Annotated in this window: 25 protein-coding genes; 23 read left to right on the plus strand and 2 right to left on the minus strand. The window is 73.5% G+C overall.

Annotation, left to right across the window (positions count from 1 at the left end; genetic code table 11):
• The first annotated feature begins 207 nt into the window (after window positions 1-207).
• Window positions 208-1,035 carry a hypothetical protein gene (locus ACFVVL_RS09490; RefSeq protein ID WP_380290211.1) on the plus strand — a complete coding sequence of 276 codons (828 nt, stop codon included), beginning with the start codon at window positions 208-210 and terminating at the stop codon, window positions 1,033-1,035.
• A 44-nt stretch (window positions 1,036-1,079) separates the two neighbouring features.
• On the opposite strand, the gene ACFVVL_RS09495 is transcribed toward ACFVVL_RS09490, so the two are convergent.
• Window positions 1,080-2,249, minus strand: a complete 1,170-nt coding sequence (locus ACFVVL_RS09495) for an NADH-quinone oxidoreductase subunit D (RefSeq protein WP_387672880.1) — start codon at window positions 2,247-2,249, stop codon at window positions 1,080-1,082.
• On the minus strand, window positions 2,246-3,301 hold the full coding sequence (locus ACFVVL_RS09500; RefSeq protein ID WP_380290200.1) for an SAM-dependent methyltransferase: 1,056 nt from the start codon (window positions 3,299-3,301) through the stop codon (window positions 2,246-2,248). Before ACFVVL_RS09500 ends, ACFVVL_RS09495 begins: the two co-directional genes overlap by 4 nt.
• Before the next feature lie 175 nt (window positions 3,302-3,476).
• On the opposite strand from ACFVVL_RS09500, the gene ACFVVL_RS09505 reads away from it, so the two are divergent.
• From ACFVVL_RS09505 to ACFVVL_RS09610, 22 genes are all read left to right on the plus strand, one after another.
• On the plus strand, window positions 3,477-4,673 hold the full coding sequence (locus ACFVVL_RS09505; RefSeq protein ID WP_380290209.1) for a sensor histidine kinase: 1,197 nt from the start codon (window positions 3,477-3,479) through the stop codon (window positions 4,671-4,673).
• A 90-nt stretch (window positions 4,674-4,763) separates the two neighbouring features.
• Window positions 4,764-5,456 carry a response regulator gene (locus ACFVVL_RS09510; protein WP_380290198.1) on the plus strand — a complete coding sequence of 231 codons (693 nt, stop codon included), beginning with the start codon at window positions 4,764-4,766 and terminating at the stop codon, window positions 5,454-5,456.
• Between the two features lie 120 nt (window positions 5,457-5,576).
• Window positions 5,577-6,512 (plus strand): Rossmann-like and DUF2520 domain-containing protein, encoded by a 936-nt coding sequence (locus tag ACFVVL_RS09515; RefSeq protein ID WP_387672885.1) that lies wholly within the window; start codon window positions 5,577-5,579, stop codon window positions 6,510-6,512.
• The gene (gene panC, locus ACFVVL_RS09520; protein ID WP_380290194.1) at window positions 6,512-7,417 is read left to right on the plus strand and encodes a pantoate--beta-alanine ligase; all 906 of its coding nucleotides are present in this window, start codon (window positions 6,512-6,514) and stop codon (window positions 7,415-7,417) included. Before ACFVVL_RS09515 ends, panC begins: the two co-directional genes overlap by 1 nt.
• A 62-nt stretch (window positions 7,418-7,479) precedes the next feature.
• Window positions 7,480-7,929: an aspartate 1-decarboxylase gene (gene panD, locus ACFVVL_RS09525; protein ID WP_380290192.1), complete on the plus strand. Its 450-nt coding sequence runs from the start codon at window positions 7,480-7,482 to the stop codon at window positions 7,927-7,929.
• 15 nt (window positions 7,930-7,944) lie between these two features.
• Window positions 7,945-9,621, plus strand: a complete 1,677-nt coding sequence (locus ACFVVL_RS09530) for an L-aspartate oxidase (protein WP_387672890.1) — start codon at window positions 7,945-7,947, stop codon at window positions 9,619-9,621.
• Between the two features lie 4 nt (window positions 9,622-9,625).
• A complete protein-coding gene (nadC, locus tag ACFVVL_RS09535; protein WP_380290188.1) occupies window positions 9,626-10,618 on the plus strand; it encodes a carboxylating nicotinate-nucleotide diphosphorylase in 993 nt (330 codons plus the stop codon).
• A 90-nt stretch (window positions 10,619-10,708) separates the two neighbouring features.
• Complete coding sequence (locus ACFVVL_RS09540) at window positions 10,709-11,503, plus strand: type III pantothenate kinase (protein ID WP_387672893.1); 795 nt, start codon at window positions 10,709-10,711, stop codon at window positions 11,501-11,503.
• Window positions 11,504-11,698: 195 nt separating this feature from the next.
• Window positions 11,699-11,992 carry a LuxR C-terminal-related transcriptional regulator gene (locus ACFVVL_RS09545; RefSeq protein ID WP_380290186.1) on the plus strand — a complete coding sequence of 98 codons (294 nt, stop codon included), beginning with the start codon at window positions 11,699-11,701 and terminating at the stop codon, window positions 11,990-11,992.
• A 113-nt stretch (window positions 11,993-12,105) separates the two neighbouring features.
• The gene (locus tag ACFVVL_RS09550) at window positions 12,106-12,522 is read left to right on the plus strand and encodes a hypothetical protein (protein ID WP_380290184.1); all 417 of its coding nucleotides are present in this window, start codon (window positions 12,106-12,108) and stop codon (window positions 12,520-12,522) included.
• Window positions 12,523-12,597: 75 nt separating this feature from the next.
• The gene (locus tag ACFVVL_RS09555) at window positions 12,598-13,560 is read left to right on the plus strand and encodes a hypothetical protein (protein ID WP_387672898.1); all 963 of its coding nucleotides are present in this window, start codon (window positions 12,598-12,600) and stop codon (window positions 13,558-13,560) included.
• An 89-nt stretch (window positions 13,561-13,649) separates the two neighbouring features.
• Window positions 13,650-14,624: a hypothetical protein gene (locus ACFVVL_RS09560; protein ID WP_387672901.1), complete on the plus strand. Its 975-nt coding sequence runs from the start codon at window positions 13,650-13,652 to the stop codon at window positions 14,622-14,624.
• Window positions 14,625-14,712: 88 nt separating this feature from the next.
• Window positions 14,713-16,377, plus strand: a complete 1,665-nt coding sequence (locus ACFVVL_RS09565; protein WP_387672904.1) for a peptidoglycan-binding protein — start codon at window positions 14,713-14,715, stop codon at window positions 16,375-16,377.
• On the plus strand, window positions 16,374-17,144 hold the full coding sequence (locus tag ACFVVL_RS09570; protein WP_387672907.1) for an ABC transporter ATP-binding protein: 771 nt from the start codon (window positions 16,374-16,376) through the stop codon (window positions 17,142-17,144). Before ACFVVL_RS09565 ends, ACFVVL_RS09570 begins: the two co-directional genes overlap by 4 nt.
• Window positions 17,141-18,379 (plus strand): ABC transporter permease, encoded by a 1,239-nt coding sequence (locus ACFVVL_RS09575; protein WP_380290174.1) that lies wholly within the window; start codon window positions 17,141-17,143, stop codon window positions 18,377-18,379. Before ACFVVL_RS09570 ends, ACFVVL_RS09575 begins: the two co-directional genes overlap by 4 nt.
• 128 nt (window positions 18,380-18,507) lie before the next feature.
• Window positions 18,508-19,281 carry a hypothetical protein gene (locus tag ACFVVL_RS09580; protein ID WP_387672910.1) on the plus strand — a complete coding sequence of 258 codons (774 nt, stop codon included), beginning with the start codon at window positions 18,508-18,510 and terminating at the stop codon, window positions 19,279-19,281.
• Between the two features lie 144 nt (window positions 19,282-19,425).
• Window positions 19,426-20,982 (plus strand): bifunctional lysylphosphatidylglycerol synthetase/lysine--tRNA ligase LysX, encoded by a 1,557-nt coding sequence (gene lysX, locus ACFVVL_RS09585; protein WP_380290170.1) that lies wholly within the window; start codon window positions 19,426-19,428, stop codon window positions 20,980-20,982.
• A gap of 4 nt (window positions 20,983-20,986) precedes the next feature.
• Entirely contained in the window at window positions 20,987-21,109 is a 123-nt protein-coding gene (locus tag ACFVVL_RS09590) for a hypothetical protein (RefSeq protein WP_380290168.1), read from the plus strand.
• Window positions 21,110-21,229: 120 nt separating this feature from the next.
• Window positions 21,230-21,667, plus strand: a complete 438-nt coding sequence (locus ACFVVL_RS09595; protein ID WP_380290166.1) for a BlaI/MecI/CopY family transcriptional regulator — start codon at window positions 21,230-21,232, stop codon at window positions 21,665-21,667.
• Between the two features lie 9 nt (window positions 21,668-21,676).
• Window positions 21,677-22,213, plus strand: a complete 537-nt coding sequence (locus ACFVVL_RS09600) for an amino-acid N-acetyltransferase (RefSeq protein WP_344339283.1) — start codon at window positions 21,677-21,679, stop codon at window positions 22,211-22,213.
• 92 nt (window positions 22,214-22,305) lie between these two features.
• A complete protein-coding gene (locus tag ACFVVL_RS09605) occupies window positions 22,306-22,656 on the plus strand; it encodes an Lsr2 family protein (RefSeq protein WP_380290164.1) in 351 nt (116 codons plus the stop codon).
• 661 nt (window positions 22,657-23,317) lie between these two features.
• Window positions 23,318-25,837 (plus strand): ATP-dependent Clp protease ATP-binding subunit, encoded by a 2,520-nt coding sequence (locus ACFVVL_RS09610; RefSeq protein ID WP_350564470.1) that lies wholly within the window; start codon window positions 23,318-23,320, stop codon window positions 25,835-25,837.
• The last annotated feature ends 237 nt before the right edge of the window (window positions 25,838-26,074 follow it).

Here is a 26,074-nt window from a genome sequence, read left to right on the forward strand (position 1 = left end):
GCCTTCACCGCGGCCCCGCACCCGCCGCGGCCGGGCGCCGGGCGGTGAACTCCTCGTGGACCCGGTGGCCACGGTCGGTCCGCCACCGCGCGAAGGCTCTACCCTTGCCGAGTGGCAGCAGCAGACACGTCCCAGCACAGCAGCAGCACCTCCCAGGGCAAGAAGGCCAAGCGGAAGGCCGGCACCCCGGCCGCCGTCGACCTCGCGATGCCGGTCCTCCGCTCCGAGCTCCGCCCCGAGGTGCCGCTCGACTTCCCGCGTGCCTGGGTCGAGTTCACCGACCCGGACGACGGGGAGCAGGTCTTCCGCTGCGACCTGACCTGGCTGACCTCCCGCTGGTCGTGCATCTTCGGCCAGGGCTGCCAGGGCATCCGCGAGGGCCGGGGCGAGTCCGACGGCTGCTGCACGCTGGGCGCGCACTACTCGGACGAGGACGACGAGAAGCGCGTCACCGGCCACGCGGCCCGGCTGACCCCCGAGCTGTGGGAGAACCACGCGCACGGCACCGACGCCAAGGGCCGGATCAGGACCGACGGCGGCATCACGATGTTCGACGAGGACGGCGACCGCCAGACCCGGCGGGTCAACGGCGCCTGCATCTTCGTGAACAGCCCCGGCTTCGCCGGCGGCGCGGGCTGCGCCCTGCACGCGCTCGCGCTCAAGGAGGGCCGCGAGCCGCTGGAGACCAAGCCGGACGTCTGCTGGCAGCTGCCGGTGCGCCGCACCTACGACTGGATCGACCGCCCGGACGACACCCGCTACCTCCAGGTCACCATCGGCGAGTACGACCGGCGCGGCTGGGGCCCCGGCGGCCACGACCTGCACTGGTGGTGCACCGGCAGCCCGGACGCCCACCAGGGCGCCGACCCGGTCTACGTCAGCTACCGCCCGGAGCTCACCGAGCTGATGGGCCCGGCCGCGTACCGGGTGCTGGCCGGGCTCTGCGAGGAGCGGATCGCCACCAAGGGCGACCGGAAGGTGGCCCCGCACCCGGCCGACCCGGCGAAGAAGCCCAGGACGCCGAAGAACGCGTAGCGCCGAGGGGGCGGGCGGCTACCCGCCCGCCCCCTCGTCCGTCCTCACTTGTCGATGTCGCCGACGACGAAGAACATCGAGCCCAGGATCGCCACCATGTCGGCGACCAGCGTCCCCGGCAGCAGCTCGGTGAGCGCCTGGATGTTGTTGAACGACGCCGAGCGCAGCTTGAGCCGCCACGGCGTCTTGTCGCCGCGCGACACCAGGTAGTAGCCGTTGACGCCGAGCGGGTTCTCCGTCCAGGCGTAGGTGCTGCCCTCGGGGGCCTTGAGCACCTTGGGCAGCCGCAGGTTGACCGGCCCGGGGGCGAGCCCGGCCAGCTTGTCCAGGCAGGCGTCGGCGAGGTCCAGCGCGTTGACCGTCTGCTCCAGCAGGCACTCGAAGCGGGCCAGGCAGTCGCCCTCCTCGCGGGTGACCACGGTGAGCACCCGCCGCAGCTCCTCGGAGCCGTACGCGAGGTAGGGCTCGTCGCGGCGCAGGTCGAAGTCCAGGCCGCTGGCCCGGGCGATCGGGCCGCTGACGCCGTACGCCTCGGCCTGCGCCTTCGTGAGCACGCCGACCCCGGCCGTGCGGGCGCGGAAGATCTCGTTGCCCAGCACCAGTTCCTCGAAGACCGGCAGCTGGGAGCGGACCACGGCGACGGCGGCGCGGACCCGGCCGAGCCAGCCGGCCGGGAGGTCCTCCTTCAGGCCGCCGACCCGGTTGAACATGTAGTGCATCCGGCCGCCGGAGGCCTCCTCCAGCACGTGCTGGAGGTCCTCGCGGCCGGTGAAGGCGTGGAAGATCGGAGTGATCCCGCCCAGCTCCAGCGGGTAGGAGCCGAGGAACATCAGGTGGTTGAGGACGCGGTTCAGCTCGGCCAGCAGGGTGCGGATCCACACCGCGCGCTCCGGCACCTCCATGCCGAGCATCCGCTCGACGCCGAGCACCACGCCCAGCTCGTTGGAGAAGGCCGACAGCCAGTCGTGCCGGTTGGCCAGCATGATGATCTGCCGGTAGTCCCGGGCCTCGAAGAGCTTCTCGGCGCCCCGGTGCATGTAGCCGATCACCGGCTCGGCGGCGACGATGCGCTCGCCGTCCAGCACCAGCCGCAGCCGCAGCACGCCGTGGGTGGCGGGGTGCTGCGGGCCGATGTTGAGCACCATGTCGGTGGCGCCCGCCTCGCCCGTGAAGTTCTCGGCTCCCGCCCCGATGCCGACCGTGGTCTCCCTCATGGGGTGAGAGTCTGCCATCCCGGCAGCGCCTCCAGGCTCGCCGGTACCGGCATCCGGACGGTCTGCGCGAGCCAGCCGAACGCGCCGAGACCGGCCGGGTCGGTGAGCTCCGCCCCCTCGCCGGCGCCCCCGAGGGCCCGCAGGTAGCCGGCCGGGTCGGTGGAGGCGAGGGCGAGCGCCGGCCTGGCGCCGCTGACGCCGAGCGCCCGCAGCGCCTCCCGCTGCGTCGTCCACAGGCTGTGGAGACCGGGGACGGCGACGGCGTCCAGCGCGACGTGCGCGGTGACGTCGCAGGAGCCGTCGGGCACCGGAGCCACCTCGCGGCCGGACCGGAAGCCGGTGCGGGTGGGGAACGGCGGGCGGCGGGCGGCGGTGTGCCCGTAGTCGGCGGCGACGGCGAGCCCGCGCTCCAGCCCGGCCACCGCGTGCGCCCAGGCGGCGTCCCGGGGGGCGCCGAACTCGGTGAAGTCCCCGGGGCGTTCGGCCGGCCACCAGCGCGCGGCCCAGGCCGCGTCGGCGGCGTCGACCGGGGCGCCGAGCCGCTCCTCGCCGGTCGCGGTGTCCACCTCCAGGTAGCGCAGCAGCCCGTCCTCGCCGACCTCGCCGGTGTCCAGCGGCACGTTGTCCAGCCACTCGTTGGCGAACAGCAGCCCGGTGACGCCGCGCGGCACCGCGTCCGTCCACACCACCGCGTCCCACCGCCGCTCCGTCCACAGCCCTGTGGACGGAGCGGCGGGCGGCAGCGGCGGACGGTCGGCGAGCTCCACCGCGTACACCCGCAGCCGCTCCCCCACCGCCTCCGGCAGCCGGGCCAGCACCCCGGCGACCAGCTCGCCCCGCCCGGCCCCGACGTCCACGAACGCCAGCTCCTCCGGACGGCCGAGTGCCGCGTCCACCTCAAGGAGCAGCCGGGCCACCGCCCCGGCGAACAGCGGTGAGGCGTGCACCGAGGTGCGGAAGTGCCCGGCGGGGCCCTCCGGCCTGCGGTAGAAGCCGGTGTCGGGTCCGTAGAGGGCGCGCTCCGTCGCGGGCGCCCACCGCATCCAGGTCATGGGGCGGGACGCTACACACCCGGTCCGTACCCGCCCAATCCGTACGGCATCGGTACGCCCCCCTCTCCGACCTAGGGAGTAGGGCGGATCGCCCTCCCGGCGGACCTGGGAACACGCCGCACCTGCCTACGCTTGATCCGTGCATCGACTCAACGCGTGGCTCCGCCGACACCCCATGGTGGTCGACTCCGCCTGGGCCGCGCTGGTGCTCGTCCTCGGCATCCTGCCGGAGGAGGGGAGCGGCAACTACGGCTGGCGGGCCGTCGCCGGCTTCGTCGTCGCCGTCGTGCTGCCGCTGCTGATGGTCTTCCGCCGCCGCTTCCCCGACCTGACGGTGACCGCCGCGACCCTGGTCGGCCTCGGCCAGGTGGCCCTCGACGTCAACCCGGCGATCTCCAGCATCGCCTATCTGGTGTTCGCCTACACGGGCGCCGCCTTCGGCCGGCCGTGGACGTCCCGGGTGGCCCTGGCCGCCGGGCTGCTGGCCGGACCGCTGGTGTTCTGGCGGCTCCACCCGCAGAAGGCCACCCGGCTGCCCGACGGCGACATCAGCTACGTCGAGTACTCCCTCCCCGAGGCGCTGTTCTTCGCGGGCATGATGACCACCCCGTTCATCCTCTGCTGGGCGTGGGGGCGGCTGACCCGGGTCCGCCGGGCCTACCTGGTGGAGCTGGAGGACCGGGCGGCCCGGCTGGAGCGCGAGCGCGACGCCCAGGCCAAGGTGGCGGTCGCCGCCGAGCGGGCCCGGATCGCCCGCGAACTGCACGACGTGGTCGCGCACAACGTCTCGGTGATGATCGTCCAGGCCGACGGCGCCGCGTACGTGCTGGACAACTCGCCCCAGCAGGCGAAGGAGGCGCTGGGCACCATCGCCTCCACCGGCCGGCAGGCGCTGGTCGAGATGCGCCGGCTGCTCGGCGTGCTGCGCACCGCCGACACCAAGGGCGAGGAGTACGTGCCGCAGCCGGGCGTCGAGGAGCTGCCGGAGCTGCTGGACCAGGTCCGCACGGCCGGTCTCCAGGTGGACTTCGCGACCTCGGGCGACCCGCGCGAACTGCCGCGCGGCGTCGAGCTGACGGTCTACCGGATCGTCCAGGAGGCGCTGACCAACGTCCGCAAGCACGGCGGACCCGATGTGCACGCCCGGGTCGCGGTCGACTTCGGCGAGCGCGAGCTGGCCGTGCTGGTCGAGGACGACGGGCGCGGCAGCACCGACGAACAGCTGGCCGCCGGCGGCACCGACGGCCAGGGCCACGGCCTGATCGGCATGCGCGAGCGGGTCGGCATGGTCAGCGGCAGCCTCGACGTCGGGCCACGGCCCGGCGGCGGCTTCCGGATCCGCGCCGTGCTGCCGCTGAAGGCCGCCCACTGACCGCGGCCCCGGGCCCCCGCCGGCCCGCTCCGCCCCCTGTCGCACCCCGCAGCACCCCCGCCGTTCCCCCCGAGGAGCTAGGAGCCACCCTTGACCATCCGCGTGATGCTGGTCGACGACCAGGAGCTGCTGCGTACCGGATTCCGGATGATCCTGCAGTCGCAGGGTGACATCGAGATCGCCGCCGAGGCCGGGGACGGCGCCCAGGCCCTGGAGAAGCTCCGGCACACCGCGGTGGACGTGATCCTGATGGACGTCCGGATGCCGCGGCTGGACGGCGTGCAGGCCACCCGGCAGATCTGCCTGGCCGAGGACGGCAGCCCGCTGCCCGGCGCCCCGCATGTGCTCATCCTCACCACCTTCGACCTCGACGAGTACGCCTTCGCCGCGCTCAAGGCCGGCGCCAGCGGCTTCCTGCTCAAGGACGTGCCGCCGACCGAGCTGGTGGCCGCGATCCGCGCCGTCCACGGCGGGGACGCGGTGGTCGCGCCGACCACCACCCGCCGCATGATCGACCGCTTCGCCGAGGTGCTGCCCACCCCGCAGAGCGGCCCCGGCCGCGCGGACACCCTCGGCCCGCTCACCGAGCGCGAGCGCGAGGTGTTCCTGCTGGTCGCGCAGGGCCTGTCGAACGGGGAGATCGCGGCCCGGCTGGTGCTCTCCGAGGCCACCGTGAAGACCCACGTCGGACGGATCCTGGCCAAGCTGGGCCTGCGCGACCGCGTCCAGGCCGTGGTCCTGGCCTACGAGGCGGGCCTGATCCGCGCCGGCGCCACCGACTGAGCCCGCCCCGGGCGCCGCTCGGGACCGCCCGGGCCCGCTCCCGGCCCCCGTAGAATGGGCCGGTACGTCCGGTACCCGTCGAGCGGACCGGAACGGAAAGCCCTGGACAGAGGTGGGTGCGTGAGTCAGTCCGACTACGGCGATCCGGCCCTGCCCGACGACCCCGCCGACCCCGGCAACCGCCCCGCCCGCCTCGCCGTGGGCGTGGTCGGCACCGGCCGGGTCGGCCCCGCGCTCGGCGCCGCCCTCCAGCTGGCCGGCCACAAGGTGGTCGCCGCCTCCGGGGTCTCCGCCGCCTCCCGGCGCCGCGCCGAGGCCCTGCTGCCGGGCGTGCGGGTCGTCACCCCGCCGCAGGTGCTGGCCGCCGCCGACCTCGTCCTGCTCACCGTCCCCGACGACGCGCTGGCCGACCTGGTCGCCGGCCTCGCCGCGACCGGCGCCGTCCGCCCCGGCCAGCTGCTGGTGCACACCTCGGGCGCGCACGGCGTGACCGTGCTGGAGCCGGCCACCCGGGCCGGTGCGCTGCCGCTGGCGCTGCACCCGGCGATGACCTTCACCGGCACCTCCGTGGACCTCGCCCGCCTGGCCGGCTGCCCGTTCGGGGTGACCGCCCCCGAGGAACTGCGCCCGGTCGCCGAGGCGCTGGTGGTGGAGATGGGCGGCGAGCCCGAGTGGGTGCCGGAGGACGTCCGCCCGCGGTACCACACCGCCCTCGCGCACGGCGCCAACCACCTGGTCACCCTGGTCGCCCAGGCGATGGAGCTGCTGCGCGGGGCGGGCGTCGCCGAGCCCGGCCGGATGCTCGGCCCGCTGCTCGGCGCCGCGCTGGACAACTCGCTGCGCTCCGGCGACGCGGCCCTCACCGGCCCGGTCGCCCGGGGCGACGCCGGCACCGTGCGGCGCCACCTGGCGCAGCTCAGTACGGTGTCCCCGGACATCCCGGCCGCCTACCGGGCGATGGCCCGCGCCACCGCCCAGCGGGCCCTGGCCCACGGGACGATCGACGAGACGTCGGCGGCGGCGCTGCTGGACGTACTGAACGAGGAGAAGCAGTAATGGCACGCGGCAAGCAGCCGGGCAAGGCCCAGCGCGCCCCGAAGGTCCACCGGGCCGTGGTCACCCACACCGTCGACGACTTCGAGGCGGCCTTCTGGCCGGACGAGCAGCCGGTCGACAACGCGGTCGTGATGACGATGGGCGCCCTGCACGAGGGCCACGCCTCGCTGATCCGCGCCGCCCGCAAGCAGGTCGGCCGGGACGGCCGGGTCGCCGTCACCGTCTTCGTCAACCCGCTGCAGTTCGGCGCCGGCGAGGACCTGGAGCGCTACCCGCGCGCCCTGGACGAGGACGTGCGGCTCGCCGAGGCCAACGGCGCCGACGTGGTCTTCGCGCCGTCCGTCGACGAGGTCTACCCGAACGGCGAGCCCCAGGTGCGGCTGGCCGCCGGCCCGATGGGCGAGCGCTACGAGGGCGCCACCCGCCCCGGCCACTTCGACGGCGTGCTGACGGTGGTCGCCAAGCTGCTGCACATCACCGACCCGGACTTCGCCTTCTTCGGCGAGAAGGACGCCCAGCAGCTGGCGATCGTCCGCCGGATGGTGGCCGACCTCGACTTCGACGTCGAGGTGGTCGGCGTGCCGACCCTCCGCGAGGAGGACGGCCTGGCGCTCTCCTCCCGCAACCGCTACCTCTCGGCGGAGGAGCGCACCCGCGCCCTCGCCCTGTCCGGCGCGCTGTTCGCCGGCCGGGACGCGGCCGCGCAGGGCCCGAAGGCCGTGCGCGAGGCCGCCTCGGCCGTGCTGGACGCCGCCGAGGGCGTGGACCTCGACTACCTCGCCCTGATCGATCCGCACGACTTCACCGAAGCGCCGGACGACTTCCGGGGCGAGGCGGTGCTGGCCGTCGCCGCGAAGGTGGGCACGACCCGCCTGATCGACAACGTCCGCATCATCGTCCGGTAGTACCACCCGGTACGTCCGCAGGCAGTTCCCCAGGCATGCACTCACAGGAGGCGTGACCCGCAATGCTCCGCACCATGCTCAAGTCCAAGATCCACCGGGCCACCGTGACCCAGGCCGACCTGCACTACGTCGGCTCGGTCACGGTGGACGAGGACCTGCTCGACGCCGCCGACCTGCTCCCCGGCGAGCTGGTCCACATCGTCGACATCAACAACGGCGCCCGGCTGGAGACGTACACCATCGCCGGCCCGCGCGGCTCCGGGGTCATCGGCATCAACGGTGCCGCCGCCCGGCTGGTCCACCCCGGCGACCTCGTCATCCTGATCGCCTACGGGCAGATGGACACCGCCGAGGCCAAGGGCTACCTCCCCAAGGTCGTCTTCGTCGACGCACACAACCGGATCACCGGCACGGGCGGCGACCCGGCCGAGGCCGGGGAGGGCACCGGACTGCTGCGCGGGGACGCGGCGTACCGTGGCGACAGCGGCGCCGTCGACGCCGCCGCGCGCTAAGGAGCCGTCACCGTCATGTCCGCCGTCACGCACCGTCTCACCGCCCCCGCGCCGGGCTGGACCACCGACACCGATGTCGTCGTGGTCGGCTCCGGCGTGGCCGGGCTCACCGTCGCGCTCAACGTCCGCAAGGCCGGCCTGCGGGCCCTGGTGGTCACCAAGGCGATGCTGGACGACGGCTCCACCCGCTGGGCCCAGGGCGGCATCTCGGCCGCCCTGGGCGAGGGGGACACCCCCGAGCAGCACCTCGCCGACACCCTGGTCGCCGGCGTCGGGGTGTGCGACGAGGACGCCGTCCGCACCCTGGTCACCGAGGGCCCGGACGCGGTCCGCCGGCTGATCGCGGTCGGCGCCGCCTTCGACCGCGGCGCGGACGGCGCGATCCTGCTCACCCGCGAGGGCGGCCACCACCGCAACCGGATCGCGCACGCCGGCGGGGACGCCACCGGCGCCGAGATATCCCGGGCCCTGGTCGCCGCCGTCCGGCAGGACCCCGGCGTGGAGCTCATCGAGCACGCCCTCGTCCTCGACCTGCTCACCGACGCCGACGGGCACGCCGCCGGACTGACCCTGCACGTGATGGGCGAGGGCCGGCGCGACGGCGTCGGCGCCGTCCGGGCCCGCGCGGTGGTGCTCGCCACCGGCGGCATGGGCCAGGTCTTCTCGGCCACCACCAACCCCCCGGTCTCCACCGGCGACGGCGTGGCGCTCGCGCTGCGGGCCGGCGCCGGGGTCACCGACCTGGAGTTCGTCCAGTTCCACCCCACCGTGCTCTGGCTCGGCCCGGAGGCGCACGGCCAGCAGCCGCTGATCTCCGAGGCGGTCCGCGGCGAGGGCGCCCACCTGGTCGACGCGGACGGCGTCCGCTTCATGGTCGGGCAGCACGAGCTGGCCGAGCTCGCCCCGCGCGACATCGTCACCAAGGCGATCACCCGCCGGATGCAGCTGCACGGCACCGACCACATGTACCTGGACGGACGGCACTTCGGCGCCGAGATGTGGGAGCGGCGCTTCCCGACCATCCTGGCGTCCTGCCGGGCGCACGGCATCGACCCGGTCACCGAGCCGATCCCGATCGCCCCGGCCGCCCACTACGCCTCCGGCGGGGTGCGCACCGACGTCCACGGCCGCACCTCCGTCCCCGGCCTGTACGCCTGCGGCGAGGTCGCCTGCACCGGGGTGCACGGCGCCAACCGGCTGGCCTCCAACTCACTGCTGGAGGGCCTGGTCTTCGCCGAGCGGATCGCCGCCGGCCTGACCGCCCGGCACACGGCCGGCGACCTGCCCGAGCGCACCGTCGACGTGGCCGCCGCCCGCGCCGCCCGCCCGGTGCCGCTGCCCGCGCCCGAGGCGCGGGCCGAGATCCAGCGGCTGATGTCGCGGGGTGCGGGCGTCCTGCGCTCGGCCGCGTCGATGGCCGCCACGGCGCAGGGGCTGGCACGGCTCGCCGAGGACGCCCGCACCGACGCCGCCGAGCAGAAGCCGGCCGACCCCCGGGTGGAGACCTGGGAGGCCGCCAACCTGCTGCTGGTCGCCGACGCCCTGGTCACCGCCGCCGCGCAGCGCGAGGAGACCCGCGGCTGCCACTGGCGCGAGGACTTCCCGGAGCGGGACGACGCGCGCTGGCGACGCCACCTGATCACCACCCTCACCGCCTCCGGCGGCCCCGTCAGCACCCCCGAGGAGCAGTAACACCATGACCGACGCGACCGACGTGACCCACCTGCACGAGCACGAGCACGAGGAGCTCCCGCTGGCCGGCGGCTGCGGCGACGGCTGCGCCTGCGGGGACGGCGAGGGCTACGAGACCGGCCTGGACCCGCAGCTCGCCGAGCTGCTGGAGGAGGCCGGCCTGGACCCGGTCGAGGTCGAGGACATCGCCACCCTGGCGCTGGCCGAGGACCTCGCCGGCGGCGAGGACGTCACCTCGGTGGCGACCGTGCCGGCCGACGCCGTCGCCACCGCCGACTTCACCGCCCGTCAGGCGGGCGTGGTGGCCGGCCTGCGGATCGCCGAGGCCGTCGTCTCACTGGTCTGCGAGGAGGAGTTCGAGGTCGAGCGGCACGTCCAGGACGGCGACCGGGTCGAGGCCGGCCAGGTGCTGCTCTCGGTCCGCTCCCGCACCCGGGACCTGCTGACCGCCGAGCGCAGCGCGCTCAACCTGCTCTGCCACCTGTCCGGCATCGCCACCGCCACCCGTGCCTGGACGGACGCCCTGGAGGGCACCGGCGCGGTGGTCCGCGACACCCGCAAGACCACCCCGGGCCTGCGCGCGCTGGAGAAGTTCGCGGTCCGCTGCGGCGGCGGCGCCAACCACCGGATGGCGCTGTCGGACGCCGCCCTGGTCAAGGACAACCACGTGGTCGCGGCCGGCGGTGTCGCCGAGGCGTTCCGGGCCGTCCGGGCCGCCTACCCGGAGCTGCCGGTCGAGGTCGAGGTCGACACCCTGGAGCAGATCGCGCCGGTCCTGGAGGCCGGGGCCGACCTGATCCTGCTGGACAACTTCACCGTGCCGCAGCTGGTCGAGGCGGTCGCCCTGGTGGCCGGCCGGGCCGAGCTGGAGGCCTCCGGGGGACTCACCCTGGCCACCGCGCGCGAGGTCGCCCAGACTGGTGTCGACTTCCTGGCGGTGGGCGCGCTGACCCACTCCTCGCCGATCCTGGACATCGGCCTGGACCTGCGCGCCTGACCCGTCCGTCTGCTCCGCCCGTTCGTCCGCTCCACCCGCTCCACCCGGTCCGCCCGTCCGTCCGCTGGCCCTCGACGAAGAAAGCACCCCATGCTGCTCACCATCGACGTCGGCAACACCCAGACCACCCTCGGCCTGTTCGGCGGTGACGAGGTCGTCGAGACCTGGCGGATCTCCACGGATCCGCGCCGCACGGCGGACGAACTGGCGGTGCTGCTGCACGGCCTGATGGGCTCGCAGGGGTCGCGCACCGCGATCGCCGACGCGAAGGTCGAGGGCCTGGCGATCTGCTCCTCCGTCCCCTCCGTGCTCCACGAGTTCCGCGAGGTGACGCGCCGCTACTACGGCGACGTCCCCGCGGTGATCGTGGAGCCGGGGGTGAAGACGGGGGTGCACGTCCTGATGGACAACCCCAAGGAGGTCGGCGCCGACCGCATCGTCAACGCGCTGGCCGCCAACCACCTCTACGGCGGCCCGTGCATCGTGGTCGACTTCGGCACCGCCACCACCTTCGACGCGGTCAACGCCCGCGGCGACTACGTCGGCGGCGCGATCGCCCCCGGCATCGAGATCTCGGTCGAGGCGCTCGGCAACCGCGGTGCCCTGCTGCGCAAGATCGAGCTGACCCGCCCGCGCAACGTGATCGGCAAGAACACCGTCGAGGGCATGCAGTCCGGCATCCTCTACGGCTTCGCCGGCCAGGTCGACGGCCTGGTCGACCGGATGGCCCGCGAGCTCTCCAAGGACCCGGACGACGTGCAGGTGATCGCCACCGGCGGCCTGGCGCCGCTGGTCCTCGGCGAGGCGGGCTCGATCGACGTCCACGAGCCCTGGCTGACCCTGATCGGCCTGCGCCTGGTCTACGAGCGCAACCGCCCGAGCTGAGCCCGGAGACGTGTGACGCGGATCACACGTTCGCGAAGGCGGACATTCACGCACGGTCCCCCCATCGCGACCACGGGTGATCATCCCCCACACCCCGCCCCGTGCTAGCTTCGAACGACGGGGCCCCGTCACACCCGCCGCTTCCCGTCGTCGAGGAGCGGCAGGCACTGAGGGGGGAAACACATGCACGCAACCATGACGGCCGTCGATGACGCCCTGGGCGACCTGCGCACCTCGGCGTCCCGGATCGGCAGCCTGAGCGACCGCCAGGAAGAGGTGCTCCACCTCCTGGTCCTGGACCTCTCCAACCAGCAGGTCGCCGACCACCTCGGCATCACCGAACGCACCGTCAAGGCCCACGTCGCCGCGCTGATGGACCGTCTCGGCGTCCACTCGCGACTGCGCCTCGCCATGGTCGCGCTCTACCACCGCATGACCACTGTCCCCGCGGACAATGGTCATGACGCGAACGACCGCCTAGATTCATGACCGCCGGGGCGCTCTCCCGCCTTCCGGCAGCTCTTGGGGGGGAGCACTGTGCGCTCCTCTCCTTCGCGGTCCCGCCGGTGCGACACCGGCGGGCAGTTCGAAGGAATTCTCCGATGAACCTCAAGCGAATCACCGGCGCCGGCGTGGCGCTGTTCGCCGCCGTCGGGCTGGGCGTGGCGGCCGCCCCGCAGGCCTCCGCCCTCGACGGGGACTGCTACCTGTACAGCGCCTGCCTGTACTACAACTCCAGCGGGTACGGGTACGGCGCCTACTTCGAGCAGACCGGCGACATCACGAACTACGGCACCACCTACCGCTTCCAGCCCAGCACCCACGGCAGCGGCGGGGCCGGCGTGTACGTCAAGAACCACGCCGCCTACGCGGACAACTGGAACCCCGACTCCGCCTTCACCGTGTACGAGTTCAGCGCGAACGGGGGCAGCGGCCGGGTCGACTGGATCGCCCGGTACGGCGAGGCCGACCTGACGGTCACCCACGACAACAACGCGGGAGCCAAGTTCACCGGCTGACCGGCGGCCGGGCGGCCCGCCCTGCGCACCGCCGGCCGCCCGGCCCTTCGCGCGACCCACGGAGACCTCCACGCCATGACGCACTCCCGCCCGGCCCCGGCGCCCGCGGTCCGACTGGCCCTCGCGGGTGCCGTCGCGCTGCTCGCGACGGCCTGCACCAGCACCACGTCCGAGTCGCACAGGGGCCCGTCGACGCAGGTCGAGGGGGTCCCGCCGGTCTCGGCGCCGCCCACCATCGCCTCCGCCGCCGACCGGGCCCTGCCGATCGACCCCTATCTGCTGAGCTACGAGCAGCGGGACCAGCTGGAGCGGGCCGCGTCCGTGCTGGTGAGCCGCTGCATGGCGCGGTTCGGCATCCAGTACCAGGCCCCGCCGCAGATGCCCGCCGGGAACCGGCCGCGCAGCCGCACCGACCGCCGGTACCTGGAGATGACCGCGGCCGGCGCCCGGGCGAACGGCTACCACGGGGCGGAGGGCGACCGGCCCACCGCCGCCCCGCCGCCGCCCCCGCTCTCCGACGCCACCCGGCTGGTGCTGACCGGCAGCGCGGACGCGAACGCCAAGAACGGCCAGGGCGGACAGGACTACAACGGCACGCCGGTGCCCAAGGGCGGCTGCCTCGGCGAGAGCAAGGACCGGCTCGGCGCCGGCCCGGCCAACAACGGCGGCGGCGACGCCCAGCTCGCCCGCGACATCGACGCCGGCGCCCGGGAGAAGTCCAAGACCGACGAGCGGGTGCTGGGCGTCTTCCGGTCCTGGTCCGCCTGCATGAGGACCAGGGGCTACGACTACCCCGACCCGATCAAGGTGCTCGACGACCCGCGCTGGGCCTCCCCCGCGCCGACCGAGGTGGAGCGCGCCACGGCGGTGGCCGATGTCGCCTGCAAGGAGCAGACCAATGTGGTCGGCGTCTGGTTCGCCGTCGAGGCGGCCTACGAGAGCCTGCTGATCGAGCAGAACGCCCCGGCCCTCGCCCAGATCCGCAAGGACAACGAGGACCGGCTGCGCACGGCGTCCCGGTCCCTGGCGGCCGGCTGATCCCGGAAAATCGGCGACAACCCGGATGGTCCGCCAACCGGTCTTCCTGGAAGGACAGTTGGTACGGATGACCGGAACGAGGGTGGGGCGTGACCGATTTCGACGGGCCGGACGTGAGGCCGGCAGCGACGACGACGGCGGCGGACGACGCGGCGGCGGACGGCGGACGGGGGGTCCGGCGCCGACACGGCCGGTGGGCGCTGCTGCCGGCCGCGGCGGCGGTGCTGGCACTGGCCGGATGCTCCTCCGGCGGCACCGGCGGTGGCGCCGGCCCCGCGGCACCCGCGGCCGCGCCGTCCGGGTCGCAGGCCACCGAGGCCTCGCGGGACGAGGGGCTGCCGCTGGAGGCGGCGATGCGGGGGGATGCGGAGAGCCAGGCCGTCTTCACCAACGCCGTGAACAAGCTCGCCGCGAAGTGCGCGCGGGACCAGGGGTACCAGGTCACCGAACGGCCGGCGGTCACGGCCGAACAGATCCTGGCCCGGGACAAGGCGCAGGGCACGAGCGTGAACCCGTACGCGTGGCCGTCCGTCCAGGCGCTGAAGGACTTCGGCTACGCCGGGTCCGCCCACGGCCGGGACGCGAAGCCCCCGGAGACGGGGCAGCCCGTCGCCGCCGACTCGGCGGCGGAGACCGCCCAGGGCAAGTGCGCCAAGGAGGTGACGGTCCGGCTGGCGGCGACCGACTCGGGCAAGAGCTCGGCCAAGGGGCGGCTGAACGACCTGATCACGCAGGCGGGCGAGCAGACCGAGGCCGATCCCCGGATGGTCGCGGCGCTCGCCCAGTGGTCGCAGTGCATGCGGCCCAGCGGCTACACGTACGCGAGCCCGCTCCAGGCGGCGCAGCAGTTCGAGAAGGTGGTCGGCGCCGCCGGTGCGCAGGAGTTGGCGATCGCCCGGGCGGACGCCGAGTGCCGGGCGGGCAGCCGGCCGGCGGAGGTGTGGTTCCAGGTGCGCTCGCAGCTGGAACAGCGCCTGGTCGAGCAGAACGCCCAGCTGCTGAAGGAGGCCGCCGACTCCGAGAAGCGCCTCGCGCGGGAGGCGAGTCAGGCGGTGGCCGGGTGAGCCCGGAGAATCGGCGGAGCTCCTGAATGCGCATCAGGGGATCGTCATGGTCGGACAGTTGGATCGATTTTCGGAACGAGGGTGGGTCGTGGCCGAGTTCGAGGGGCCGGACGTCACGCCGGAGGCGGCGGACGACGAGGTGGGCGGCGGACGGGGGGTCCGACGGCGCCGGCGGGCGCTGGTGCTGGTGATGGCCGCGGCGGTCGCGCTGACCGGGGGCGGGGTGGCGGCGTCGACGATGATCAAGTCGCCCGCCCAGGCGGCGGCGGACAGCGAGCCGCCGGCGCCGGACGTGCTGACGGCGGCCGTGGAGAGGCGGGTGCTGACGGACTCCGTGGTGATCCGCGGGCAGGTGAGCGCCGGACAGTCGGTGGACGTCGCGCCGGCCGGGGGCGGCGGGACGACGGGCGCCAAGCCGGTGGTCACCAAACTGCCGGCCAAGGTCGGCGACCAGGTGCAGGCCGGACAGCCGGTGCTGGAGGTGGCCGGGCGGCCGGTGTTCGCGCTGCACGGTGACCTGCCGGTGTACCGGGACCTCAAGCCGGGGGCCACCGGGCAGGACGTCAAGCAGCTCCGGCAGGCGCTGAAGGAGCTGGGGTTCGGCTCGGACGGCGACCCGGAGGGCACCTACGGCGCCGCCACCAAGGACGCGGTGAAGGCGTTCTACGCGGCACGCGGCTACGACCCGCTGCCCGCCACGCCGGACGGGGACACCCAGGTGAGCGCCGCCCAGGAGGCCGTCACCGGCGGCGAGCGCGCGCTGGCGGACGCCAAGGACGCGCTGAAGCTGGCGAAGAAGCACTACGACGACGCGGTGACGGCCGCCCGGCAGCAGGCCCAGGCCCAGGCCCAGGCCGAGGCGCAGCAGAGCGCCGCGCCGAGTGCGGCGCCGAGCGCCGGAGCGAGCGCCGGAGCGGCCACCGGGACGGGCGGCACCGGCCGCCCCGCCGCTTCCGGCGGCGCGGCACCGGCCCCGGCCGGGGAGAGCCCGGTGGACGGGGCCCGCACCGCCGTCGACACCGCCCAGAAGCAGGTGAACCGGGCCACCGAGGACCTCGCCAAGCTGCGCGGGAAGGCGACGGACGCGAAGGCCGCCGCCGGGCCGATGGTCCCGGCCGCCGAGCTGCTGTTCCTCTCCGGCTTCCCGGCCCGGGTCGACACCGTGGCCGGCCGGATCGGCGGCGAGGTCTCCGGCAAGGTGCTGACCGTCTCGGCCGGGGCGCTGGTGGTCAAGGGCAGCCTCACCGTCTCCGACAAGGGCCTGGTGCACCCCGGGCAGGTGGTGGAGGTCCTCTCCGAGGTGACCGGCCTCAAGGCCACCGGCAAGGTCGGCACGGTGGCCGACACCCCCGGGGACGGCCAGCCGGCCGGCGCCGCCCAGGGGGCCGGGCCCGGTGGCGGCCAGAACCCGGGCCCGGCCCAGGGCGCCGCCGCCAACGGCTATCCGATGGTGGTCCAGCCGGACGCCCCGCTGGACCCGCGGCTGGCCGGTCAGGACGTCCGGCTGACCGTGCAGGCCGCCTCCTCGGCCGGCCCGGTGCTGGTCGTCCCGCTGTCGGCGGTCTCCGCGACGGCGGACGGCAGGACGGTGGTGACGGTGTACGAGAACGGCCAGCGCCGCCGGGTGGAGGTCACCCCGGGAACGGTCGGCGGCGGCAGCACCGAGGTCCGGCCGCTGACCGAGGGCACGCTGAAGGAGGGCGACCAGGTGATCGTCGGCGTCAAGGACGCCACCGGGGCGGGCGCCAAATGACCGACCCGACCGACCTGACCGGCCCGGCCGGCCCGACCGCCGTGACCGGGGTGTCCGGGGCGAGCGACGCCGCCGCCCCCGTCATCGAGTTCCGCCAGGTCGGCCTGACCTACCCGGGCCCGCCGCCGGTGGCCGCCCTGAGGCCGTGCGACCTCGCGGTCGCCCCCGGCGAGTACGTGACCGTGATCGGCCCGTCCGGCTCCGGGAAGTCCACCTTCCTGAACATCGCCGGTCTGCTCGACGCCCCCACCACCGGCCACTACCTGCTGGACGGCATCGACACCGGCCGGCTCCCGGACGCCGACCGCACCGCCCTGCGCGGACGCCGGATCGGCTTCGTCTTCCAGTCCTTCCACCTGCTCCCGCACCGCTCGGCGGCCGAGAACGTCGCCCTGGCGATGCTCTACACCGCCACCCGGGGCCGGCGCGCCGCCGCCGAGCGGCGCGAACTCGCCCGGGCGGCGCTGGTCCGGGTGGGCCTCGGCCACCGGCTGGACGCGCTGCCGACCCGGCTGTCCGGCGGCGAGCGGCAGCGGGTGGCGATCGCCCGGGCGCTGGTCGGCCGGCCCTCGCTGCTGCTCTGCGACGAGCCCACCGGCAACCTGGACACCGTCACCGCCGAGTCGATCCTGGCCCTGCTGGACGAACTGCACGCCCAGGGGCTGACGGTGCTGCTGATCACCCACGACCCGCAGGTGGCCGCCCGCGGGCGGCGCACGGTGGCGATCCGGGACGGCCTGCTGCGCGAGGAGGTGGCCGCCGCGTGAGGCCGATCCGCCGCCGCGACCGGGTGGTCGAGCCCTCCCGGTTCCCGTTGCGCGACCTGCTCGCCGAGGCCCTGGCCGGGGTGCTCCAGCGGCCCGCCCGCTCGGCGCTGACCGGTCTGGGCACCGTCCTCGGGGTGGGCACCTTCGTGGCCATCCTGGGGCTGACCGCGACCACCTCCTCGCAGATCGACTCCCGGTTCAGCGTGCTGAGCGCGACCGAGGTGAGCGTCGAGGACATCGGCGGCGCCCGCCCGGAGCTGGTGCCGCTCGCCTTCCCGGCCGACGCCGACGCCCGGATCCAGCGGCTGAACGGGGTCGAGGCGGCCGGCGTCTACTGGCCGGTGTCCCGGGCCTCCGGCGCGGTCCGGGCCGCGCCGGTGGGCCGCCAGGGCGGCGGGGAGCAGGTCTCGGTGGTGGCCGCCTCGGCCGGTGTGCTCGCGGCCGCCGAACCGCACCTGGTGCAGGGCCGGACCTTCGACGGCTGGCACGACTCCACCGGCCGGCAGGTGGCGGTGATCGGCGCGGCGCTGGCGTCCCGGCTGGGCATCACCACGCTGGACACCCAGCCGGCGATCTTCCTGGAGAACAAGCCGTTCACGGTGATCGGGATCGTCGACGACGTGAAGCGCAAGGCGGACCTGCTGCTCTCGGTGACGGTGCCGCGCGGGGCCGCCGCCCGGCTCTGGGGCGAACCGGACCGCGACCGGGCCAAGATGCTCATCTCGACCAGGATCGGCGCCGCCCGGCAGATCGCCGCCGAGGCCCCGCTCGCCCTGGACCCGGCGCACCCGGAGTACTTCAAGCCCATCCCGCCGCCGGACCCGCGCACCCTGCGCTCCAACGTCACCTCCGACCTCAACCAGCTGTTCCTGCTGCTGGCCGGGATCTGCCTGGTGATCGGCGCGGTCGGGATCGCCAACACGACCCTGGTCGCCGTCCTGGAGCGGACCGGCGAGATCGGCCTGCGCCGGGCGCTGGGCGCCCGCGGCCGTCACATCACCGGCCAGTTCCTCTCCGAATCGGCCTCGCTGGGGCTGATCGGCGGCCTGGTCGGCACCTCGCTCGGAGTGCTGACGGTGCTCGGGGTGGCGCTGGCCCGGGACTGGACCCCGGTGGTCGATCCGGCGACGGTGGCCGCCGCACCCGCGATCGGCCTGCTCACCGGGCTGCTGGCCGGGGTCTACCCGGCCTGGCGGGCGGCCCGGATCCAGCCCGCCGAGGCGCTGCGCCGCTGACCGGCGCCCGGACCGGCCGTCCTGCGGGCGGGCCCCCGCGGCCCGCCCGCAGGACGTTCCCGGGGCAAACGTGGGGCGTCGGCGCGACGCTACCGACAAATCGGATATTCCTCACGTAGTGTCAGCCCATGCCTACGCCACACGGATCGCGCGGCGGCATGGCCTTCAGCGCCGACGAAGTCCGCGTGCTGCGCCGCGCCCTCGCCCAAGCCCTGCACCCCGCCGTCCCCGTCCACCTCCAGTTCCCCGGCCGGCCGTCGCACGCCGACGCGGGCGCCGCGCTGTGGGCCGAGGACGTCCAGGACGCGCTGCGCCTGACCGAGGCGATCGACGAGGCCGTCCAGGAGGGCGGCCGGCTGCGCGCCTTCCTCCTCGCCGACCTCGCCCGCTACCGGGCCGCCCTGCCCGGCAGCGTCAGCGGCTACCTGGAACGGCTGGAGGAGGCGGTGACCGACGGCTACCTCCCCGGGCCGGAGGACCTCACCGCGCTGCGCGGGCTGAGCCGCCAGCCCTGCGGCCAGGGCGAGCGCTCCCGCCGCTCCCGGCTGGCCGGGCGCTGCCACGCGCTGGCCGAGGCCGCCGTCCGCGAGCGGCTCGCCCTCACCACCGGCCAGCGCCACCTCGTCGCCGTACCGAGCCCCGCCGCACCCCCGAGCACCTCTCCCATCCCCGTTGTCCCCATCCCCGTTGGCACCCCTGTTGGAGGACGGATCCCGATGAGCAGCACCGAGCCCCCCGTCGAGCAGTCCGCCGACCCCCGCGCGCCCCACGACCGCACGCCCGCCCGGCCGCACCGGATGCCCACCCCCGCCGAGCTGTTCGGCCGCCGGCCCAAGCCGCCGGCCGCCCCGGCCGCGCCGCCCGCGCCCGAGGACCTGGAGCTGGCCACCGGCACCGGCTGAGCCCGCCCGCCCGCGCCTCCCGGGGAGGCCGCGCCGGATCCGTCCGGCCCGGCCTCCCCGGTTCCGTGCGCGGCGGCCCCGCCGCACCGCGCGGCACGGTAATCCCGTGGCGGAGCACCGGTCCCGGCTGGCTACCCTGGTGGGGTGAGCGATCAGAGCCCTATCCCCGCGACCGACGACCTTCCCGAGCAGATGCGCGTCCGGCGCGAGAAGCTGGACCGGCTCCGGGCCGCCGGTGTCGACCCCTACCCGGTCGGCTTCCCCAGGACCAGCACCATCGCCGACCTCCGGGCCAAGCACCCGGACCTCGCCCCGGACACCGCCACCGGTGAACGGGCCGGCATCACCGGCCGGGTGATCCTCTCCCGCACCGGCGGCAAGCTCTGCTTCGCCACCCTGCGCGACGGCTCCGGCGACCTCCAGGTGATGTTCTCCCTGGACAAGCTGGGCGAGGAGCGGCTGGCGGCCTGGAAGTCCGACATCGACCTCGGCGACCAGGTCGGCGTCGAGGGCGAGGTGATCACCTCCCGGCGCGGCGAGCTGTCGGTGATGGTGGACCGCTGGGAGCTCACCGCCAAGTGCCTGCGCCCGCTGCCGGACAAGCACAAGGGCCTGACCGACCCGGAGGCCCGGGTCCGCCAGCGGTACGTCGACCTGATCGTCAACCCCGAGGCCCGCGAGATCCTCCACCTGCGCTCCAGGGTGGTCCGCTCGATCCGCCGCACCTACGAGGAGCGCGGCTACATCGAGGTCGAGACCCCGATGCTGCAGCCGGTGCACGGCGGTGCCAACGCGCGGCCGTTCAAGACGCACATCAACGCGTACGACATCGACCTCTTCATGCGGATCGCCCCCGAGCTGTACCTCAAGCGGCTGGTGGTCGGCGGCGCGGAGAAGGTCTTCGAGATCAACCGCAACTTCCGCAACGAGGGCGCGGACTCCACCCACAACCCCGAGTTCACCTCGCTGGAGTCGTACGAGGCCTACGGCGACTACGACACCCAGGCCGAGCTGATCCGGGCCACCATCGTGAACGCCGCCCGGGACGCGCTGGGCACCACGGTGATCAAGGGCCTGGACCCGCACGGCGTGGAGCACGAGATCGACCTGGCCGAGCCCTGGGAGGAGGTCTCGGTGTACCCGGGCATCTCCGCCCGGCTGGGCACCGAGGTCACCCCGCAGACCCCGGTCGAGGAGCTGCGCGCGCTGGCCGCCGAGCACGGCATCCCCTTCGAGAAGGAGTGGGGCCACGGCCAGATCGTGCTGGAAATGGTCGAGCGCCTGCTGGAGGAGAACGCCGTCCGGCCGACCTTCATCAAGGACTACCCGACCGAGGTCTCCCCGCTGACCCGCCAGCACCGCTCGGTGCCGGGCGTGGCCGAGAAGTGGGACCTGGTGATCTTCGGCACCGAGATCGGCACCGCCTACTCCGAGCTGATCGACCCGGTCGAGCAGCGCGCCCGCCTGACCGCGCAGTCCCTGCTCGCGGCCGGCGGCGACGTCGAGGCGATGCAGGTCGACGAGGACTTCCTGCGGGCCCTGGAGTACGCGATGCCGCCCACCGGCGGCCTCGGTCTCGGGGTGGACCGCCTGATCATGCTGCTCACCGGCAAGAACATCCGGGAGACGGTGCTCTTCCCGCTGGTGAAGCCGGAGCCCAAGGCGTCCGCCGGCACGGCGGAGAAGACCGAGGAGGAGTGACCTGATGGACTACGTCAGCGCGATCGTCCCGCCGCTGGTCATGGCGATCGGTTTCGGCTTCCTGGTGCGGGCCATCATCCGCAGCCAGGGCGGGGCCCAGAAGACCAAGGAGGACGTGGCCGACTGACCCCGTCGGCCGTCCACGAGCACCGCGCGCCGCCATTCCCGGATTCCCGGGGGTGGCGGCGCGCCGGTTTGGCGGCACTTCACAAGATTTGCCCCATTCACTCCCTATCCTGGCCGCACTATGGTCCGGCAACTCGGCGAACTTGAGAACGCCATCATGACCCGGGTGTGGCAGTGGAACCGACCGGTCACGGTTCGCGAGGTTCTCCTGGATCTGCGGTCGGAACGCGATATCGCGTACACCACGGTGATGACCGTCCTGGACAAGCTGCACAGAAAGGGCTGGCTCCGCCGGGAGCGCGCGGGGCGGGCCTATCGATATGAACCGGTCTCCTCGCGCGAGGCGTACACGGCGGCCCTGATGAACGACGCGTGGGCCACGAGCGACAATCCCGCGGCGGCCCTGGTGCACTTCTTCGGCCTGATGTCACCCGAGCAACGGGAGGCACTGCGGGACGCCTTGCGGGTGGCCGCTCCGTCCCCGTCCGATCCGGCCGCACCGGATTCCCCGGAGGGCGGAGCGGATACCGGGGAGACCCGCCCGGGGCCGGCACGATAACGTCCCGCCATGGAGGTCACCATCCGCCGGGCGCGGACCACGGACGTACGGGCCGTACGCGGGCTCATCGACGCCTACGCCCGCGACGGCATTCTGCTCGACAAGCCCACCGTCACGCTGTTCGAATCGGTCCAGGAGTTCTGGGTCGCGGAACGCGACGACGACGGGACCGTGGTCGCCTGCGGCGCGCTGCACGTGATGTGGGAGGACCTCGCCGAGGTCCGCACCCTCGCCGTCGACCGGTCCTGCCGCGGGCACGGGGTCGGACACCTGCTGCTGGAGAAGCTGCTGCAGACCGCCCGCTGGCTCGGCGTCCGTCGGATTTTCTGCTTGACGTTCGAGGTCGCCTTCTTCGCGAAACACGGTTTCGTGGAGATCGGGGAGCTCCAGGAAACCGATGATGGTACGACAGACCCGGCGGCGATCGCTACGGATGTCTATGAAGAACTTCTCCGCTCGTACGATGAAGGTGTCGCCGAGTTCCTCGACCTGGAGCGGGTGAAGCCCAACACACTGGGCAACTCGCGCATGCTGCTGCACCTGTGAGCCGCCCCCGTGACGGCCAGGGGTTTGTGTTTTCCGGAGAAAGGCGCTTTCCTTTCCTTAGGCAATGGGTCGTTTAGCGGAAAGGGAAGCCCGTGGCACAGAGGGTGCAGGTCATTCTTGAAGACGATCTCGACGGCGGCTCGGCGGACGAGACGGTCACGTTCGCGCTCGACGGCGTTGCCTACGAGATCGACCTGAAGAGCGCCAACGCGGACAAGCTCCGCGGCCTGCTGGCGCCGTACGTGGAGAAGGGGCGCAAGCAGAGCGGCCGCCTCGCCGGCACCCGCCGCACCGGCCGCAGCTCCGCGCCGCGTCCGTCCGGCAGCGTCCCGGACACCGCCAAGATCCGCGCGTGGGCCAAGGAGCAGGGCCTGGAGGTCAACGACCGCGGTCGCGTCCCCAGCAACGTGCGCGAGGCCTACGAGAAGGCCAACGCGTCCTGAACCGGGCGACGCCCGGCAGCCCGGACGGGTGCGGGGTCCTGGGCGCCGGATGAGGCGTCCGAGGTGCACGCGCGGGGCGCGGAGGGGCCCCCTCCGCGCCCCGCGGCACACCTCCGGCCGGGGCCCGGCACGGCCGCGGCTGCCCCTTCGGGCAGCGGGCCCGGCCGCGGTCCGGGCGGCGGGAGGGTCGCGGCCTGTGCAACGCTGTAAGGGCGAAGCGGCAACGCGGACAGCACCGGGACGGCGCACCGGCCGGCCGGCCGCGGCTGATCCACCGTCAGCGGCGGGCCGACTTCTCGCCAGGCGAACACCGCCACCGCGGAAACTGCGCGAGAACCGCCCCGATACCGGGTATGAATGCAGAGGGACGGGGTCCGTGACTCCGCCCGGGGCAGGACGCGTGACCGGTCGGACACCCACCGGCAGCGTCGCGGCGGAGGTTGTTCGCCGATGGCGTAGCGGTATCCGGTGCATCCGGCCCGCGTGCGGGAACACCGTCTCCCAGCATCGGGTTGGGATTGGTGTCGGCTGGTCGCGCAGCATCTCGCTCCCCTTCGAGGGAGCGAATCCGTGGGCCGCGCCGCTGAGCGGGACTAGCATGCGGAAGGACAGGGCGGGGACGGACCCCGAACTGCCCGACCGCTCTGAGGAGCGATAAACGATGTTCGAGAGGTTCACCGACCGCGCGCGGCGGGTTGTCGTCCTGGCTCAGGAAGAAGCCCGGATGCTCAACCACAACTACATCGGCACCGAGCACATCCTCCTGGGTCTGATCCACGAGGGTGAGGGTGTCGCCGCTAAGGCCCTGGAGAGCCTCGGGATTTCTCTTGAGGCCGTTCGCCAGCAGGTCGAGGAGATCATCGGCCAGGGCCAGCAGGCCCCGTCCGGTCACATTCCCTTCACCCCCCGGGCGAAGAAGGTCCTGGAGCTGTCGCTCCGGGAGGCCCTGCAGCTCGGCCACAACTACATCGGCACCGAGCACATCCTGCTCGGCCTGATCCGCGAGGGCGAGGGCGTCGCCGCCCAGGTCCTGGTGAAGCTGGGCGCCGACCTCAACCGGGTCCGCCAGCAGGTCATCCAGCTGCTCTCCGGCTACCAGACCCCCGGCGGCAAGGAGTCGGCCACGGCCGGCGGGCCCGCCGAGGGCACCCCGTCGACCTCGCTGGTCCTCGACCAGTTCGGCCGCAACCTCACCCAGGCCGCCCGCGAGGCCAAGCTCGACCCGGTCATCGGGCGCGAGAAGGAGATCGAGCGGGTCATGCAGGTGCTGTCCCGCCGCACCAAGAACAACCCGGTGCTGATCGGTGAGCCCGGCGTCGGCAAGACCGCCGTCGTCGAGGGCCTGGCCCAGGCGATCGTCAAGGGCGAGGTCCCCGAGACGCTCAAGGACAAGCAGCTCTACACGCTGGACCTGGGCGCCCTGGTGGCCGGCTCCCGCTACCGCGGTGACTTCGAGGAGCGCCTGAAGAAGGTCCTCAAGGAGATCCGCACCCGCGGCGACATCATCCTGTTCATCGACGAGCTGCACACCCTGGTCGGCGCGGGCGCCGCCGAGGGCGCCATCGACGCCGCCTCGATCCTCAAGCCGATGCTGGCCCGCGGTGAGCTGCAGACCATCGGTGCCACCACGCTCGACGAGTACCGCAAGCACCTGGAGAAGGACGCCGCGCTGGAGCGCCGCTTCCAGCCGATCCAGGTCGCCGAGCCGTCGCTGCCGCACACCATCGAGATCCTCAAGGGCCTGCGCGACCGCTACGAGGCCCACCACCGGGTCTCCATCACGGACGCCGCCCTGGTCGCCGCCGCCACCCTGGCCGACCGGTACATCTCGGACCGCTTCCTGCCGGACAAGGCCATCGACCTGATCGACGAGGCCGGCTCCCGGATGCGCATCCGCCGGATGACCGCGCCGCCGGACCTGCGCGAGTTCGACGAGAAGATCGCCGACGTGCGCCGCGAGAAGGAGAGCGCGATCGACGCGCAGGACTTCGAGAAGGCCGCGTCCCTGCGCGACGACGAGAAGCAGCTCCTGCAGGCCAAGGCCAAGCGCGAGAAGGAGTGGAAGGCCGGCGACATGGACGTCGTCGCGGAGGTGGACGAGGAGCTCATCGCCGAGGTCCTGGCCACCGCCACCGGCATCCCGGTCTTCAAGCTGACCGAGGAGGAGACCTCCCGGCTGCTGCGCATGGAGGACGAGCTGCACAAGCGCGTCATCGGCCAGAAGGACGCCATCAAGGCGCTCTCCCAGGCCATCCGGCGCACCCGCGCGGGCCTCAAGGACCCGAAGCGCCCCGGCGGCTCGTTCATCTTCGCCGGCCCGTCCGGCGTCGGTAAGACCGAGCTGTCCAAGACGCTCGCCGAGTTCCTCTTCGGCGACGAGGACGCGCTGATCGCCCTCGACATGTCGGAGTTCTCGGAGAAGCACACCGTCTCCCGGCTCTTCGGTTCGCCCCCCGGCTACGTGGGCTACGAGGAGGGCGGCCAGCTGACCGAGAAGGTGCGCCGCAAGCCGTTCTCCGTCGTCCTCTTCGACGAGGTGGAGAAGGCCCACCCGGACATCTTCAACTCGCTGCTGCAGATCCTGGAGGACGGCCGCCTGACCGACTCCCAGGGCCGCGTGGTCGACTTCAAGAACACCGTCATCATCATGACGACCAACCTCGGCACCCGGGACATCTCCAAGGGCTTCAACCTGGGCTTCGCGGCCCAGGGCGACACCCAGACCGGCTACGAGCGGATGAAGGCGAAGGTCGGCGAGGAGCTCAAGCAGCACTTCCGCCCCGAGTTCCTGAACCGCGTCGACGACATCGTCGTCTTCCACCAGCTGTCCGAGGACGACATCATCCAGATCGTCGACCTCATGATCGCCAAGGTGGACGAGCGCCTCAAGGACAAGGACATGGGCCTGGAGCTCAGCGTCGAGGCCAAGAAGCTGCTCGCCAAGCGCGGCTACGACCCGATCCTGGGCGCCCGTCCGCTGCGCCGCACCATCCAGCGCGACATCGAGGACCACCTCTCCGAGAAGATCCTCTTCGGCGAGCTGCGGGCCGGCCACATCGTGGTCGTCGGCGTCGAGGGCGAGGGCAAGGACGCGAAGTTCACCTTCCGGGGCGAGGAGAAGTCCGCGGTCGCGGACACTCCGGCCGCGGTCGCCTCGCCGGGTCCCGACCTGACGAAGTAGCAACATTTAACAGATAACAGCAAACGGTTTGGGCCCCCGGCGTTCTCGCCGGGGGCCCGAACCGTTTTCCGCACCGCTGCCGAAGCTGTGATCAGGCCCACGAAGCGGCAGGTCGGGGGCCGCACGGGGGGCCGGTGCGGGTGCGATCGAAGTCGTGGTCATCTTTAATGACAATGTTGTTGACGGTGCGTCAGTTGATACGAAGTTGCGGAGCATAGCGCTGTGGCCATGTCACGG

The organism is Kitasatospora sp. NPDC058115 (assembly GCF_042884635.1).
Lineage (GTDB): Bacteria > Actinomycetota > Actinomycetes > Streptomycetales > Streptomycetaceae > Kitasatospora.